Below are 14,679 nucleotides of genomic sequence, written 5' to 3' on the forward strand. Positions count from 1 at the left end.
GGAAGGTCGTTTGCGTGCTGATGTCAAACGTAACAGTTCCGTTCTAAGCAAAAAATAAGACAGTGTTCATGCCGCATATGTGACAAAAATGAGGAATTTAACGAAAAATATCAGTTATTTTGCCTAGTCTTTATTAAAGATTGCGCAATGAAATACATTTTTGCGTCTTGCGACTATTTCACAAAAGCCTAACGAACTCCGTAGTCTTGATGCCGCGCTTTGTGCGCGCTTCGTTCCCCGCTTTCCCTCCCGGCCGCAACGGCAGCGACGATGCGTGGCTCAACCGTTGTCATTCCGCGCGCATGCGCCTATGTCGGACTTTCCTGCGCCAGGGATGAAACAGGATGTCCACCCCGACCCTTTCGCATGAAGGCGCGGCTCGATCGCCTCTTCGTGACGCCATTGATCCGGAAGCCGTCGAGGGCTTCGAATTTTTCCCGATCAATCTCGACTTTCCAGCAGAACTCGACGGCCTTTACGTCGAGTCCGGCGGTTTTTCCCGCGACGCCTCCGGCGCCCTCCGGCTTGAGGCGGGCGGCGCGCTGGCGTTCGACGGCTATTTCAGCGCGCTCTATGAGCGCGACCTCGCCGAGGCGCTGGGCGACCGCCCGCTCGAACTGCGGCTGGAGTTGCAAGGCGCCGGCCGCGTCGAACTGTGGCGCCGCCCCAGCGACGGACCCGCGCGCCTCGCGGCGTCGGAGGAAGTCGACGCGAAAAACGCTTTCGCAGTGACGCGCCTGCCGTTCGCGCTGGAGCCGGACGATTCCGCGCGGGGACGCTGGTGGTTCGCCCTCAAGGCGGACGGCGACGGCCTGACGCTCCGGGCGGCGGCCTGGACCGTGCGGACCCGCGTCCTGCGGGCCGTGCGGCCGGAAATCGTGATCTGCACTTTTAGGCGCGAGACGCAGGTCGCGCGCAACGTCTCGCAATTACAGGCCTTTCTCGACGCCAAAGCCGTCGATTGGGGCGTCACCGTGGTCGATAATGCGGGAACGCTGATCCGCGCGCCGCATTGGAGCCAACGGGTCACATTGATCGCCCAGCGCAATGTCGGCGGCGCCGGCGGTTTTGCACGCGGCATTCTTGAAGCCATGCGGGCGGGCCGCGCCAGCCATGTCCTGCTGATGGATGACGACGCCGAGATCGACTGCGTCTCCGTGCTGCGCATGATCAACCTGTTCCGCCTCGATCCGCGCATCGACGTGTTTTACGGCGGCGCGCAGCTCGACGTGTTCGAGCCGCAAACGCTCGCCGACGCCGGCGCCTATTGGCGCCCCTCCGACTTCGAAAAGGTCGATCCGCGCCTGCCGCCCTGCGACCTCGCCAGCGACGCGGCGAAACAGGCGCTCGCGGCGCCCAGCGCGATCAATTTCAACGGCTGGTGGTTTTTCGGCGGCGCGATCGACTCGTTCCGGCGCTTTGGCATGCCGCTGCCCTGTTTCGTGCATCTCGACGATGTCGAATATGGCGTGCGCGTCGCCCAGATGGGCGGCAAGATCGTCGCGCCGCCCGGCGTCGCCATCTGGCACGAGCCTTATTACGCCAAGCTCGAAGGCTGGTTCGCCTATTACAACATCCGTAACGAGCTGATCCGCTATTGCCTGCAGACCGAAACCGGCGTGAATCCCCGGCGCGTGCTGCGCCGCCTGCGCCGGCGCCATCGCGGCTTCGTCCTGACCCAGCAATATGGCGCGGCGGCGTTGCTGACCCTGGCGATGCAGCATTTTTTGCGCGGGCCGGCCGTGTTGCTCGATGACGATCCCGAACGCCTGCATCGCGAAGTGATGGAGGTCTACAAGCGCCACAACGGCAACGCCAGCGCGGTCCCGCTGGCGGAGTGCGGGCCGTGGCGTCCGGCGCGCCGCCTGCGCGGCCTCGGGCGGCTGATCGGGCGCCTCACCTTCAACGGCCATCTGCTGCCGCGCGGCCTGCTGCTCTCCGACATCGCCCTGTTCGAAAACCGCAGCGCCGTGCATCGCAACGCGCTGCATCGGTTCGCGCGCTGGGGCCATCGCGAAGCCGGGTCGGACCGGGTGCTGCTGTTCGCGCTGGACCGGGGGCTGTTCCGCGCGTGCATGGGCGCCATGCTGCGCGCCGAATGGGGTTTCGCCAAGAAATTCCGCGATGTGGCGGGCCAATGGCGCGCCAGCGCGCCGGCGCTGCGGGCGCTGGAGACATGGGAAAAATTCCGGTTCTGACGCCCGTCAGGCGCCCGCCTTCGCCCGGCCGCGCCATTGCGCCAGCAGAGCGCGCAACGCCGCCGGCTTGAGCGGCTTGCTCAACACGGCCACGTCCTTGTCGGCGGCGCGCTGCCGCATGTCCGCGGAACGGTCGGCGGTGATCAGGGCGGCGGGCAGTTGCGGCCCGAATTTCCAGCGCAGCGCCACAATGGCGTCGACGCCGTCGCCCTCGTCGAGGTGATAATCGGCGAAGACGGCGTCGGGCGCGCGGCGCAATTGCGCCAGTTGCGCGATGGCGTCGCGCTGGTTGCCGGCGGCGATCACCCGGCAGCCCCAGCCCGACAGCAGCGCCTTCATGCCATCGACAATCTGGGGATCGTTGTCGATGGCGACCACCACCATATCCGCCAGCGGCCCGTGCCCCGAGGGCGCCGGCGCGGCTTTGTCGGCGACGGACGGCGCGCGCGGCGGCGCCGGCGCCCGCAGCGCCGTCACGGAAAACACCGAGCCCCGGCCGGGGCGCGAACGCAGCGCCACCTTGTGCCCGAGCACGCGCGCGAGACGTTCGACAATGGACAGGCCAAGGCCGAGGCCCGGGGCGACGCCCGCGCCCGCGTCCAGCCGCTGGAACTCCTGAAACACGCTCTTTTGCTTGTCGGGGGGAATGCCGATGCCGGTGTCCCAGACCTCGATCCGCATCCGGCCGCGCACGCGCCGCGCGCCCACCAGCACGCGGCCCTTGCGGGTATATTTCAACGCATTGGAGATCAGATTCTGCAACAGGCGCCGCAGCAGCTTGCGGTCCGACCGCACCGCCAGCGAACAGGGCGCGAAGATCAGATCCAGCCCTTTTTTCCGCGCCAGCGGCGCGAATTCGATCTTGAGCTGGCGGAACAGATCGTCGAGCAGCACATTGGCCGGCTCGATCTTCATGGCGCCGGCGTCGAGACGCGACATTTCCAACAGGGCCGAGAAAATATCCTCCACCGCCTCCAGCGCCGAATCGACATTCTTGGCGAGGCTGAGGATTTCCTCGGACGGGGCGCCGGCGTCGGCGCGCTGCTGCAGCGCGGCGGCGTAGAGCCGGGCGGCGTTGAGCGGCTGGAGAATGTCGTGGCCGGCGGCGGCGAGGAAGCGCGTCTTGGAGATATTGGCCTCGTCCGCTTCCGCCTTGGCGCGCGCCAGTTCGTCGTTCACGCGGGTCAATTGCTCGGTGCGCTCGCGCACGCGGCGCTCCAGCGTCTCGTTGGCGGCTTCCAGCCCCTGTTCGGCGGCATGCTGCGCCGTGACGTCGGTATAGGTGACGACCAGCCCGCCATCGGGCATGCGGGCGGCGCGGGTCTCGATCACCCGCCCCGACGAGGCCAGCGCGACGCGGAACGGTTCGGCGGCGGTGAGCCGCTCCAGCCGCGTCGCCACCTGCTCGTCCACCGGCCCCGGCCCGTACAGACCGCGTTCGGCGTTGTTGCGCAGGATCTCGTCGAGCGCGACGCCGAAATGGGTCAGTTCGGGCGTCAGCTCGAACATTTCGCGGAACTCGCGGTTCCAGCAGGTGAGACGCAGGTCGGCGTCGAACACGGAAATGCCTTGGCGCGCGAAATCCAGCGCATATTGCAGCATGTCGCGGTTGTTGAGCAAAGCCGCCGAGGCCTCGTCGACCAGCTTCAGCGCGGCGGTGCTCGACAGGTTGCGGCGGCGCAGCAGCAGCGACAGCACCAGCCGCGAGGAGGCCGCGCCAATGGCCGAGGCCAGCATATGTTCGGCGATGCGGAGCAGGTGAATGTCGGCCTCGCTGTCAGGATCGTAGCTCTGGCCGCGCGCGGCGAAAAAGCTCTCGAACGCTTCGCGGGTGCGCTCGTCGCCGAGATAACGCGCGACCGCCGCTTCAACTTCGGAGGCCGGCACCGAGGAGCGCCACAGCCGGAACGCCTGGGCCATCGGCGCCTGGGTCTTGCCGACGAACAGATCGGCCTGCAGCCGCTCGATCGGATCGGGACGCCGCGCCAGCGAAAACACCACATAGGCCAGGGCGTTGCCGGCGAGGCTCCACAAGGCGCCATGCGCCAGCGTGGACAATTGCAATTGGTAGAGTTCGGCCGAGGGGGCGAAGGCCGCGTCGAGCGAGGGCGCAAGCAGGGCGTAGGCCCAGATCGCCACGCCGGTGGTGAGTCCGGCGATGGCGCCCAGCGCGGTGCCGCGCCGCCAGAACAGGGCGCCGATGAAAGAGGGGCCGAGTTGCGCGACGCAGGCGAACGACAGCACGCCGAGCGACGCCAGCAGCACCTCGCCGGCGGCGCGATAATAGAAATAGGCCAGGACGAGAATGGCGACGATCGCCAGCCGCCGCGCCAACAAAAGCTGCGCGCCGGCCCCGCCGAGATCCGGCGCGCGCGAGCGGCCGAATCGCAGCAGCACCGGCAGGATCAGGTCGTTGGTCACCATCACCGACAACGCCACCGATTCGACCACGACCATGGCCGTGGCGGCGGAGAGACCGCCGATCATCGCGAGCAGCGTGACCCAGCCCTGCCCGGCCGACATCGGCAAGGCGATCACCGACAGGTCGCGGTTGAGGGCGTCGGGAAAAGTCAGCAGGCCGGCGATGGCCAGCGGAATGACGAACAGATTGATCGCGACGAGATAGAAAGGAAACGGGAAAGCCGCAGCGTGAATGTCGCCTTCATCGTGGTTTTCGACAATGGCGACGTGGAACTGGCGCGGCAGGAAGAACATCGCGCCGCTCGACAGCAGAATCAGCGTGGCCCAGACCCAGGGGTCCGCCGACGACGACACCACGCCGTGAATTTTCGGATCGGCGGCGGCGCGGCGGAACAGGTCGCCCAGCCCGTCGTACATGGTCCAGACCACGAAGCCGCCGACCGCGAGAAAGGCGAACAGCTTGACCGTCGATTCCGCGGCGATGGTCAACATCAGCCCGGTCTGGCGCTCGCCAGCGGCGATTCGGCGCGTGCCGAACGCCATGGCGAACAGCGCGAGCAGCACGACGCTGCCGATGGACAGGGGATCGGCGATTTCGGCGGGCGGCGGGGAAAAAGGCTCGGACAGGCCAAGGCCGATGGCGAGCGTGGTGGCGATGGCGCGAATTTGCAGCGCGATATAGGGGGTGACGCCCAGCACCGAGATGGCGGCGGTGACGGCGGCCACCGCCTGCGACTTGCCATAGCGGGCCGCGAGGAAATCGGCGATCGAGGTGATGTTCTGGGCATGGGCGAGGCGGGCCACCCGCGCCACCAGAGGCCAGCCGAAGCCGAACACCAGCATCGGCCCGATGTAGATCGGCAGGAAATCCAGTCCGTTGGACGAGGCGACGCCGACGGAGCCGAAAAACGTCCAGGAGGTGCAATAGACGCCAAGGCCGAGCGCGTAAATGATCTTGCGGGCGGGGTCGCGCGCCAGCGCCTCGCTCCTGCGGTCGCCGTAGATCGCCAGGCCGAGCAGCGCGAGCAGATAGAGCGCGATGACGGCGACGCCTACCAGACGATCAGGCATCGGGCCGCCCCCTCCGGATCAAGCGTCCCGCGCCGGCGACAGGCGACAACTGGCGCACCACGTCTCCTTCATGCGCATTTCATTCAGCACGTTCAGCATAATCGCCCCGCCGAACTCCGCAAGCCGGCGTTTCGTCTGGCGCGCGCGATCCTGCGCGGCAAAGCAAAAGAGCCGGCGCTAGGCCGGCTCTTTAAAGCTTTGTCGCGGCGGGCTTATTCGGCCGCGCGCTTCATTTGCGGAAAGCTGCAGTCCTTCTTCTGCGGATAGGTGCAATCCGCATCGTTGGCGAAGGGCGATTCGATGTCGCTCGCTTCCGCGAAGGGGATGCCCAGCGTGTTCCACACGTCGACCATGGCTTCGACGAGATGGGTGATGTGGGCGTCGCCGTGCAGCGGGGTCGGGGTGATGCGCAGGCGCTCGGTGCCGCGCGGCACGGTCGGATAGTTGATCGGCTGGATGTAGATGTTGTGGCGCTCCAGCAGCATGTCGCTGGCGGCCTTGCACAGTTCGGCGTTGCCGACCATCACCGGCACGATATGCGACATGTTGGCCATCACCGGCAGGCCCGCGCGCATCAGCGCGTGCTTGGTGAGCCAGGACTGGCGCTGGTGCGCCATGCGCAGTTCGGGACGGCCCTTGGCGATGCGCACCGAGGCGGTGGCGGCGGCGCAAACGGCCGGCGGCAGCGCGGTCGAGAAGATGAAGCTCGGCGCGAAGGAGCGCACGGCGTCGCAAATGGCCGCGGTGGAGGCGATATAGCCGCCGACCACGCCAAAGCCCTTGGCCAGGGTGGCCTCGATCACGTCGATGCGGTGCATCTGACCATCGCGCTCGGCGACGCCCGCGCCGCGCTCGCCATACATCGCGACGGCATGAACCTCGTCGATATAGGTCATGGCGTTGTATTTTTCGGCGAGATCGCAGATTTCCTTGATCGGCGAAATATCGCCGTCCATCGAATACAGGCTCTCGAACACGATCAGCTTGGCGCGCTCATGCGGCTGGGCGGCGAGCAGTTCTTCCAGGTGGGCGACGTCGTTGTGCCGCCAGATCTGGCGCTCGGCGCCCGAGCGGCGCACGCCTTCGATCATGGAATTGTGGTTGAGCGCGTCGGACAGGATCAGGCAGTTCGGCAGCAGGTCGGCGATGGTCGAAATCGCGCCGAGATTGGAGATCCAGCCGGAATTGAAGACGAGGGCCTTTTCCTTCTGGTGAAGGTCGGCCAGTTCGTCTTCCAGCGTGACCAGCGGATAGCTGGTGCCGGAAATGTTGCGGGTGCCGCCGGCGCCAGCGCCGTGCTTCTTCGCGGCCGCGGCCATGGCCTTGGTCACTTCGGGATTGACGCCCATGCCAAGATAATCGTTGGAGCACCAGATGGTGACATCGCGGGCGGGACCATTGTCAGGACGCCAGATCGCGTTCGGGAAACGCTCGGTGTCGCGCTCCAGATTCGCAAACACGCGATAGCGCTGTTCCGACTTCAGTTTGCCGATCGCATTTTCGAAAATTTCGCGATACTGCATCGTCTTCAACCTTCTGGTCCGCACCGGCTCAAAAACGCCGCGGTTGATCTGAGCTGATTTCCATGGCTCAGTCGTCTCCGGCCAAGCCCAGCTTCCCACGCCCCCTTTACAGGGTCTTGCGCGCACAAGCGACTGCCATTTCGATGCGTCACAGGACGAAGCTATCGTAGGCAGTCTGCTTAACTTGACGTCAGACAAACACGTCCGGCGCCCACATTCTTTGCGCCAGATCATTCTTGGCTGAATTCACAGGCTTGGCAAGAGCGGCCCCAGGCGACGTCCCGCTTTCTGTCAAGATTACTTGACGTCCGCCCCCATTGACAGAGGCGACGCCACGCCCTCTGTCGCCGCCCGGGGCCTCATTAAAGCAAGTCAAAATTCTTGCAAGGAAAACAGATATCAGTAAAATATTTTTTTCATCTCACGCCGTCCTTCTCGTCGCCGGAGAAAAACTTCGTCATTGCTGAAGCGCAAGCGAGACTCTTGGCGGACGCCCGTCTCCTAAGCTGAGAGATACGCCAAATGCCCGCCCGGAAAATCTTGAAGATAAAACTTGCGTCGCATATGGACAAAATCGGCTTGACAGTCTTTAGTATGAGACTCAAAGGGAAAGCTTCAATGGATGAGAGCGCCCGTGATTTGAGCGACTGACTTGGGCTGCGGAGCCCCGGAGGCAGTGTGGACCAGCAAAAGACGCGCATTCTGATCGCCGACGACCACCCGCTTGTGCGCGGCGCTCTGAAACAGGCGGTCGCGACGGCTGTGCCCGGCGCCGAACTGGTGGAATGCGGCAGCCTGGGGGAGGTGACGAAGTCTCTCGACGCCGAAGGCGACGCCGACCTTATCCTGCTCGATCTCGCCATGCCCGGCGTGCGCGGTTTCTCCGGGCTGCTGGTGCTGCGCGCGCAATATCCGGGCACGCCGGTGGTGGTTGTGTCGGGCAATGAAGAGCGCGGCGTCATTCGCATGTGCATTGATTTCGGCGCTTCCGGCTTCATTCCGAAAAGCACGGATATGGAGACGATGCAGACCGCGATTCGCGCCATCCTGGCCGGCGACGTCTGGGCGCCCGCCGACGTCGATCTCGCAAGCCCCGGCGACCGCGACATGGCCGACAGCGTCCGCCGTCTGGCCTCGCTGACGCCGCAGCAGGTGCGGGTGCTGATGATGTTGTCCGAGGGCCTGCTCAACAAGCAGATCGCTTATGAACTCTCGGTTTCCGAAGCGACCGTCAAGGCCCATGTCTCCGCCATCCTGCAGAAGCTTGGCGTCGAGAGCCGCACCCAGGCGGTGATCGCCGCCGCGCGCATCGAGGCGTTTTCCGGCGCCGTCAACACTGTCAACGGGTTGGCCGCCGACGGGCCCCATTAAATTTCGGCAAGGTCGCACGCGCGCTCTGGCGCCGCGCCGGTCCGCCCTTATGTCTTGGCTTATGTCCGCCAGAAACGGCGCCGGTTTGCGGAGGCGGATAGGCGCCTCGGCGCGGGCCGTCCGAATGGAGAGGCGGCTGGCCATGTCCGCGCGACACACCTCGTTCTTTTACGCCGTGGGGCTGTTTTCCGCGCTGGCGATGCCGGCGCGCGCCGAGCCGCCGACGCCGCCCGAGAGCGACAACGGCCGCTTCGCCATGACGCCCGCCGCCAACGGTTTTCTTCGTCTGGACACCCGAACCGGCCAGACCTCCCTGTGCACGACCAGCGCCGACCAGCTGCAATGCCGCGCCGGCGCCGACGAACGCGCGGCGCTGGAAGCCGAGATCGCGCGTCTCGCCAAGGAGAACGCCGCGCTCAAGGCTGCGGCCGCCGCGCCGCCCGCCCCGGCGGCGCAGGAGGAGGAGGACCGGCGCTTCAATCGCGCCATGGACCGCGCCGAAACTTTTATGCGGCGCATGTTGCGCCTGTTCCGGGAAACCGAGAAGCCGGACAAGCCGACGTCGCCCTCCCTATAGATCGAGCAGGATGACACGCATGAGCGAGAACCCGACCAACCCGCAGCATCCGTTCGCGCCCCGGCCCGCCGATTTCCCCGCGCAGCGCCCGGAAAGCGACCTCGAACGCTTTCTCGGCGGCTCCCCCGGCGCGGTGCTGGCGCGACTGGTCGTGCTTTCGCTGATCGTCGGTTTTTTCCTGGTCTGGCTCGACATCCGGCCAGGAGAGGTGCTGGCCGGACTGCAGCGCATCGTCGAGCGGTTTTGGGCCGCCGGGTTCGACGCCGTCAGGGAAATCGCCGCTTATCTGGCGGCGGGCGCGGCTATCGTCGTTCCCGTCTGGCTCGTCTTGCGTTTGCTCAGCCTGAAACCGCGCGGTCAGAAGAACTGACCATAGGCTTTGCGTTTCGCGCATGGCTGCGTTGCGGTATAAAAAATTGTGAGGGTTGAACGGTTAAGCCATAGAAGAACGCACACCACGCACGGGCGAGTGTCCTCCCCACTTCGCTCCAGTGGCGCCAACTACAAGCCTTTTTGGCCAACCGGATGCGAAAGCATCCGGTTTTTTTTTGTTCTGCCGGGTTTTTTCGTCTTTACGCGCGCCGGGCTTTTTTGATTTGACTCCTTGCCGCGCCGCGACGCTTGCGCCACTTATCGAAACCGAAGATTCACCTGTAAAGGATTGGCGAATGACCAAGGCGCTTCTCGGCATTATCGGCGGCTCCGGCGTTTATGACCTGCCGGGGCTTACGGACATCAGGGAGGAGAAGGTTGTTTCGCCCTGGGGCGAGCCGTCCGACGTGCTGCGTTTTGGCCGCATCGGCGCGACGGAAGCCGTGTTCCTGCCCCGTCACGGCCGCGGCCACTGCCTGTCGCCCGACGGCATCAACTATCGCGCCAATATCGACGCGCTGAAGCGGGCCGGCGTCACCGACGTGATTTCCGTCTCCGCCTGCGGCTCGTTCCGCGGGGAATTGCCCCCCGGCATGTTCGTCGCGGTCGATCAGTTCGTCGATCGCACCTTCGGGCGGCAAAGCTCGTTCTTCGGCAACGGCTGCGTCGCCCATGTCTCGATGGCGCATCCCGTGGCGCCGCTGCTGCAGCATCGCATCATCGCCGCCGCCCATGCCGAGAAGATCGACATTGTGAAGGGCGGAACCTATGTCTGCATGGAGGGGCCGCAATTCTCCTCCAAGGCGGAATCGCTCGGCTACAAGGCCGCCGGCTTTTCGGTGATCGGCATGACCGCCCTGCCCGAGGCCAAGCTCGCCCGCGAGGCGGAAATGTCCTACGCGACGCTGGCCATGGTGACGGATTTCGACTGCTGGCACGACGAGATCGCGGCGGTCGAGGTCTCCGACATTCTGGCCATCGCCAAGTCCAACGCCGAAAAGGCGGCGCGGCTGGTGGCGCGGCTGCTGGCGGATTTCCCGGCCGAACACCAGACCTGCCCGATCGGCTCGGACCGCGCGCTGGATTACGCGCTGGTCACCGCGCGCGAGGCGCGCGATCCCGAATTGCTGAAGAAGCTCGACGCCATTTTGGCGCGGGTCAACGCGAAAGGCGCGTGAGCGCCAATAATCCGACGCGACAGCGCCGCCCTTCCGGGCGGCGATACTTCACAGGGATAACGCCGCCCTGCCGGGCGGCGCTTGCGTTTTAGGCGACGGGCGCGTAAAGACCCGGCTTCGCGCTCGTTTCCGACACCCCTGGAGGCGTGGGCGCGAAAAATTTTCCGAAAAGGATGAACCCATGGCCGAGATCAAGACCCTCGCCGCCACGGTTCGCAGCGGGACCGGCAAGGGGGCCGCCCGCAGCGTTCGTCGTGAAGGCAATATTCCCGGTGTGATTTATGGCGGCGGCGAAGCGCCGACCCCGATCACCCTCAACTACCGCGAGATCAACAAGCTGATCTACGCCGGTCACTTCCTGACGACGATTTTCGAACTCGACATCGACGGCAAGAAAGAGCGCGCCATTCCGCGCGACTATCAGCTCGATGTCGTGCGCGACACCCCGATGCACGTCGATTTCCTGCGCCTGAAGGCCGGTTCGCGCATCAAGGTGGCCGTGCCGGTTCACTTCCTCAACCAGGATGTGGCCCCGGGCATCAAGCGCGGCGGCACGGTGAACATCGTTCTGCACGCGGTGGACATGCTGGTTCCCGCCGACAACATCCCGGAGGCGATCACCATCGACCTGTCCACCCTGGACTTCAACGACACCGTCCACATCAAGTCGATCGAACTGGCGCCCAATTGCACGCCGGTCGACAAGTCGAACTTCACGATCGTGACGATCGCCCCGCCGCCGGGCGGCGCCGCCGCCGCCGCGGAAGAAGCGGCTGCTGCGGCCGCCGCTGCGGCCCCGGCCGCTGCGGCCGCGGCTCCGGCCAAGGGCAAGAAGTAACGCTCTGCGTTTTGAAGCCGCCCGCTTGAAAAAGCGGGCGGCTTTTTGTTGGCGACGACCGGAGAGGGGCGATGCTGCTATTCGTTGGTTTGGGCAATCCCGGACGGGAATATGCCGGCAACCGGCACAATATCGGCTTCATGGCCGTGGACGCGATCGCGCGCGCCTGCGACGCCGGGCCGTTCCGCAAGAAATTCCAGGGCGAAGCGGCCGAAGCCCGCATCGGCGGCGAACGCGCGCTGCTGCTCAAGCCCGAGACCTACATGAACGAAAGCGGCCGCGCCGTCGCCGAGGCCGCCCGGTTCCACAAGATCGACCTGTCCGAAATTTTCGTCTTTCACGACGAACTCGACCTCGCGCCCGGGAAAATGCGGGTGAAGACCGGCGGCGGCGACGCCGGCCACAACGGCTTGCGCTCGATCACCGCCCATATGGGGGCGAACTACCGCCGCATCCGGCTCGGCATCGGCCATCCCGGCGACAAGGCCCGCGTCCATTCCTATGTGCTGGGCGATTTCGCCAAATCCGAGCAGGGTTGGGTCGAGGCCCTGTGCGACGCGCTGGCGCGCAATATCGGGCTGCTGGCCAAGGGCGAGGATTCGCACTTTCAGAGCAAGGCGCATCTGGCGCTGGAAGCCGCCGGTTTCGGCGCCGTCGCGCCGGTGACCAAAGCCCCGTCCGCTTGAGCGCGGACGGCGATCGGCGTAAACCGGATCGGGCATGACCGATCGCAACACCAAGTCTCCGCCCCCGCCGCCTGAGCCGGAACGGCGCGAACCGCTGCCCTGGCGCAATCCCAAGCCGGCCGCCGACGATCCCGCCGCCCGCGCGCGGCTCGACGCCATCATGGCCAGCCCCTCCTACCGCATGGCCGTGGAGGACAAGGATTTTCTCGAAAGCGCCGCCGCGCGCGGCGCCCGGCTGGAGCTTGACTATATCAAGGCCGAAGGCGGCCTGCGCGCCGCGGGAATCGACCGGTGCGTCGTCGTGTTCGGCTCGACCCGCCTGTGCGAGCCGGCGGCGGCGAAACGCCGGGCCGAGGCGGCGCGCCGCGCTGTCGCGGCGAGCGCGGACAAGCGCGCCGCCCAATTCACGCTGAAGGCGGCGGAAAACGTGCTGGCGTTGAGCCGCTATTACGATGTCGCGCGCGAGTTCGGCCGCCTCGTTTCGCTGACGGAGCCTGGCGGCGCCGGCAAGCTGCGGATCATGACCGGCGGCGGCCCCGGGATCATGGAGGCGGCCAATCGCGGCGCCTTCGACGCCGGCGGCCAGAGCGTGGGCCTCAACATCCACCTGCCGCACGAGCAATATCCCAACCCCTACATCACGCCGGGGCTGTGCTACCAGTTTCACTATTTCGCCATGCGCAAGCTGCATTTCCTGCAACGCGCGGCGGCGCTGGTGGCTTTTCCCGGCGGCTATGGCACGTTCGACGAATTGTTCGAAGTTCTCACCCTGGCGCAGACGCGCAAGATCAAGCCCATCCCCATCGTGCTCGTCGGCGAGGCGTTCTGGCGCGGCGCGGTGAATTTCGATTTCCTGGCCGAGCAGGGCGTGATCGACCCCGAGGACCGCGAATTGTTCTGGTTCGCCGAAACCGGCCAGGAGATTTTTGACGCGATCATGCAATGGGAGCACGGAAAACCATGAAACTCTCGTTCCACGGCGCCGATCGCGGCGTGACCGGCTCCTGTCACCTGCTGGAGGCGGCGGGCAAGACGATTCTGGTGGATTGCGGCCTGTATCAGGGCGGACGCGACGCTGTGGAGGAGAACGCCGGCGATTTCGGCTTTGCGCCGCGCGAGATCGACTTCGTCCTGCTCACCCACGCCCATCTCGACCATTGCGGACGCCTGCCCCTGCTCAACAAGCGCGGCTTTCGCGGCGAGATCGTCACCACCGCCGCCACGCGCGATCTCGCGCGGCTGGTGCTGCTCGACGCCGCGCATTTGCAGGAGGAGGAAGCCCGCGCCCATGCGCGCCGCGCCGAGCGTCGCGGCGAGACCAACGCGCCGGCGCCGCTCTACGGCCTGATCGACGCGCTCAACGTGTTCGACCGGTTCGGCCGCGCGGCGGCTTACGAGAAGCGCATCGAACTGGCGCCGGGCGTGGCCGTCACCTTCTACGACGCCGGCCACATCCTCGGCTCCGCCAGCGTGCTGGTCGAAGCGGAAGGTAAAAAGGTCCTGTTCTCCGGCGATATCGGCAACACCGGCCGCGCCATCCTGCGCGATCCCGTCGTTCCCCCTGGCGTCGATGTCGCGGTGATGGAAAGCACGTACGGCGACCGCGACCATCGCGAACTCGCGCCGACGCTGGAGGAATTCTATCAGGCCCTCAACGAGAGTTTTCAGCGCGGCGGCAATGTGGTGATCCCGACTTTCGCGCTGGAGCGGGCGCAGGAGCTGTTGTTCTATATCCGCGAGGGCGTCGAGGCCAACAAGCTGCCGGAATCGCTGCCGGTGTTCCTCGATTCGCCCATGGCGATTTCGGCCACGGAGATTTTTCGCGCCCATCCCGAATGTTATGACGGGGAGACCTCCGCGCTGCTGGCGCGGGGGCGCGATCCCTTCGCCCCGCCCCGCCTGCATTTCTGCCGCGAGGCGGCGGAATCCATGGCGTTGAACACGATTCGCAGCGGCGCGGTGATCATGGCGGGCGCGGGCATGTGCAATGGCGGGCGGGTGCGCCACCATCTGCGCCACAATCTGGCCCGCCCCGGCGCCAGCGTGATCTTCGTCGGCTACGCCGCCCATGGCACGCTGGCCCGCCAGATCATCGACGGCGCGCGAAAAGTCTCGCTGTTTGGCGAGGACATCGCGGTGCGCGCGCATATTTGCACGATCAACGGCTTTTCCGCCCACGCCGGCCAGACCGAATTGATCGCGTGGCAAAAAGCGGCGGCGCCGAAGCGCACCTTCCTCGTTCACGGCGAGGAACAGGCGATGGCGGCGCTCGCCGCGCATCTGACCGGCCCGGTGGATCAACCGGAGCTCGGCCAGGGTTATCTGCTGTAGCGGCGCGCGAAAAATATCCGCGCCGGCCCGGTCTTGATGCCGCCGGCGCAAATGCTTATCCAGAGGGCCGCAGGCGCCGATCTCGGGAGCTTGATTTTGCCAAAACGCATTTC

Annotated in this window: 11 protein-coding genes; 9 read left to right on the forward strand and 2 right to left on the reverse strand. The window is 65.8% G+C overall.

Annotated features, from left to right (window positions below; all coding sequences use genetic code 11):
* Positions 1 to 344 precede the first annotated feature (344 nt).
* Positions 345 to 2,198: a glycosyltransferase gene (locus CFB24_RS07870; protein WP_088520007.1), complete on the forward strand. Its 1,854-nt coding sequence runs from the start codon at positions 345 to 347 to the stop codon at positions 2,196 to 2,198.
* 6 nt (positions 2,199 to 2,204) lie between these two features.
* Here CFB24_RS07870 and CFB24_RS07875 read toward each other — a convergent pair whose 3' ends face one another.
* Together CFB24_RS07875 and hemA are read right to left on the reverse strand one after the other, a co-directional pair.
* Positions 2,205 to 5,690, reverse strand: coding sequence for a PAS domain-containing hybrid sensor histidine kinase/response regulator (locus CFB24_RS07875; RefSeq protein ID WP_088520008.1), 3,486 nt, complete (start codon positions 5,688 to 5,690; stop codon positions 2,205 to 2,207).
* A 212-nt stretch (positions 5,691 to 5,902) separates the two neighbouring features.
* Complete coding sequence (gene hemA / locus CFB24_RS07880; protein WP_088520009.1) at positions 5,903 to 7,213, reverse strand: 5-aminolevulinate synthase; 1,311 nt, start codon at positions 7,211 to 7,213, stop codon at positions 5,903 to 5,905.
* Between the two features lie 678 nt (positions 7,214 to 7,891).
* On the opposite strand from hemA, the gene CFB24_RS07890 reads away from it, so the two are divergent.
* The 8 genes from CFB24_RS07890 (at position 7,892) to CFB24_RS07925 (ending at position 14,566) form a co-directional block, all read left to right on the forward strand.
* Positions 7,892 to 8,584, forward strand: coding sequence for a LuxR C-terminal-related transcriptional regulator (locus CFB24_RS07890; protein ID WP_088520011.1), 693 nt, complete (start codon positions 7,892 to 7,894; stop codon positions 8,582 to 8,584).
* A gap of 142 nt (positions 8,585 to 8,726) precedes the next feature.
* Positions 8,727 to 9,161 carry a hypothetical protein gene (locus CFB24_RS07895; RefSeq protein WP_244593062.1) on the forward strand — a complete coding sequence of 145 codons (435 nt, stop codon included), beginning with the start codon at positions 8,727 to 8,729 and terminating at the stop codon, positions 9,159 to 9,161.
* A gap of 19 nt (positions 9,162 to 9,180) precedes the next feature.
* Positions 9,181 to 9,531 carry a DUF6460 domain-containing protein gene (locus CFB24_RS07900; protein WP_244593061.1) on the forward strand — a complete coding sequence of 117 codons (351 nt, stop codon included), beginning with the start codon at positions 9,181 to 9,183 and terminating at the stop codon, positions 9,529 to 9,531.
* A gap of 298 nt (positions 9,532 to 9,829) precedes the next feature.
* Entirely contained in the window at positions 9,830 to 10,711 is an 882-nt protein-coding gene (locus tag CFB24_RS07905) for an S-methyl-5'-thioadenosine phosphorylase (RefSeq protein ID WP_088520013.1), read from the forward strand.
* Between the two features lie 181 nt (positions 10,712 to 10,892).
* Entirely contained in the window at positions 10,893 to 11,549 is a 657-nt protein-coding gene (locus CFB24_RS07910) for a 50S ribosomal protein L25/general stress protein Ctc (protein ID WP_088520014.1), read from the forward strand.
* Positions 11,550 to 11,620: 71 nt separating this feature from the next.
* Positions 11,621 to 12,235, forward strand: coding sequence for an aminoacyl-tRNA hydrolase (pth, locus tag CFB24_RS07915; RefSeq protein WP_088520015.1), 615 nt, complete (start codon positions 11,621 to 11,623; stop codon positions 12,233 to 12,235).
* A 34-nt stretch (positions 12,236 to 12,269) separates the two neighbouring features.
* Entirely contained in the window at positions 12,270 to 13,199 is a 930-nt protein-coding gene (locus CFB24_RS07920) for an LOG family protein (RefSeq protein ID WP_088520016.1), read from the forward strand.
* A complete protein-coding gene (locus CFB24_RS07925) occupies positions 13,196 to 14,566 on the forward strand; it encodes an MBL fold metallo-hydrolase (protein WP_088520017.1) in 1,371 nt (456 codons plus the stop codon). Before CFB24_RS07920 ends, CFB24_RS07925 begins: the two co-directional genes overlap by 4 nt.
* Positions 14,567 to 14,679 lie beyond the last annotated feature (113 nt).

Source organism: Rhodoblastus acidophilus (genome assembly GCF_900187365.1).
In the GTDB taxonomy this organism is placed as follows: Bacteria; Pseudomonadota; Alphaproteobacteria; order Rhizobiales; family Beijerinckiaceae; genus Rhodoblastus; species Rhodoblastus acidophilus.

Excerpts from the sequence above, each read along its gene's own strand:
- CFB24_RS07870 (WP_088520007.1), top strand. The coding sequence starts at position 345 with ATGTCCACCCCGACCCTTTCGCATGAAGGCGCGGCTCGATCGCCTCTT.
- CFB24_RS07875 (WP_088520008.1), bottom strand. The coding sequence starts at position 5,690 with ATGCCTGATCGTCTGGTAGGCGTCGCCGTCATCGCGCTCTATCTGCTC.
- hemA (WP_088520009.1), bottom strand. The coding sequence starts at position 7,213 with ATGCAGTATCGCGAAATTTTCGAAAATGCGATCGGCAAACTGAAGTCG.
- CFB24_RS07895 (WP_244593062.1), top strand. The coding sequence starts at position 8,727 with ATGTCCGCGCGACACACCTCGTTCTTTTACGCCGTGGGGCTGTTTTCC.
- CFB24_RS07900 (WP_244593061.1), top strand. The coding sequence starts at position 9,181 with ATGAGCGAGAACCCGACCAACCCGCAGCATCCGTTCGCGCCCCGGCCC.
- CFB24_RS07905 (WP_088520013.1), top strand. The coding sequence starts at position 9,830 with ATGACCAAGGCGCTTCTCGGCATTATCGGCGGCTCCGGCGTTTATGAC.
- CFB24_RS07910 (WP_088520014.1), top strand. The coding sequence starts at position 10,893 with ATGGCCGAGATCAAGACCCTCGCCGCCACGGTTCGCAGCGGGACCGGC.
- pth (WP_088520015.1), top strand. The coding sequence starts at position 11,621 with ATGCTGCTATTCGTTGGTTTGGGCAATCCCGGACGGGAATATGCCGGC.
- CFB24_RS07920 (WP_088520016.1), top strand. The coding sequence starts at position 12,270 with ATGACCGATCGCAACACCAAGTCTCCGCCCCCGCCGCCTGAGCCGGAA.
- CFB24_RS07925 (WP_088520017.1), top strand. The coding sequence starts at position 13,196 with ATGAAACTCTCGTTCCACGGCGCCGATCGCGGCGTGACCGGCTCCTGT.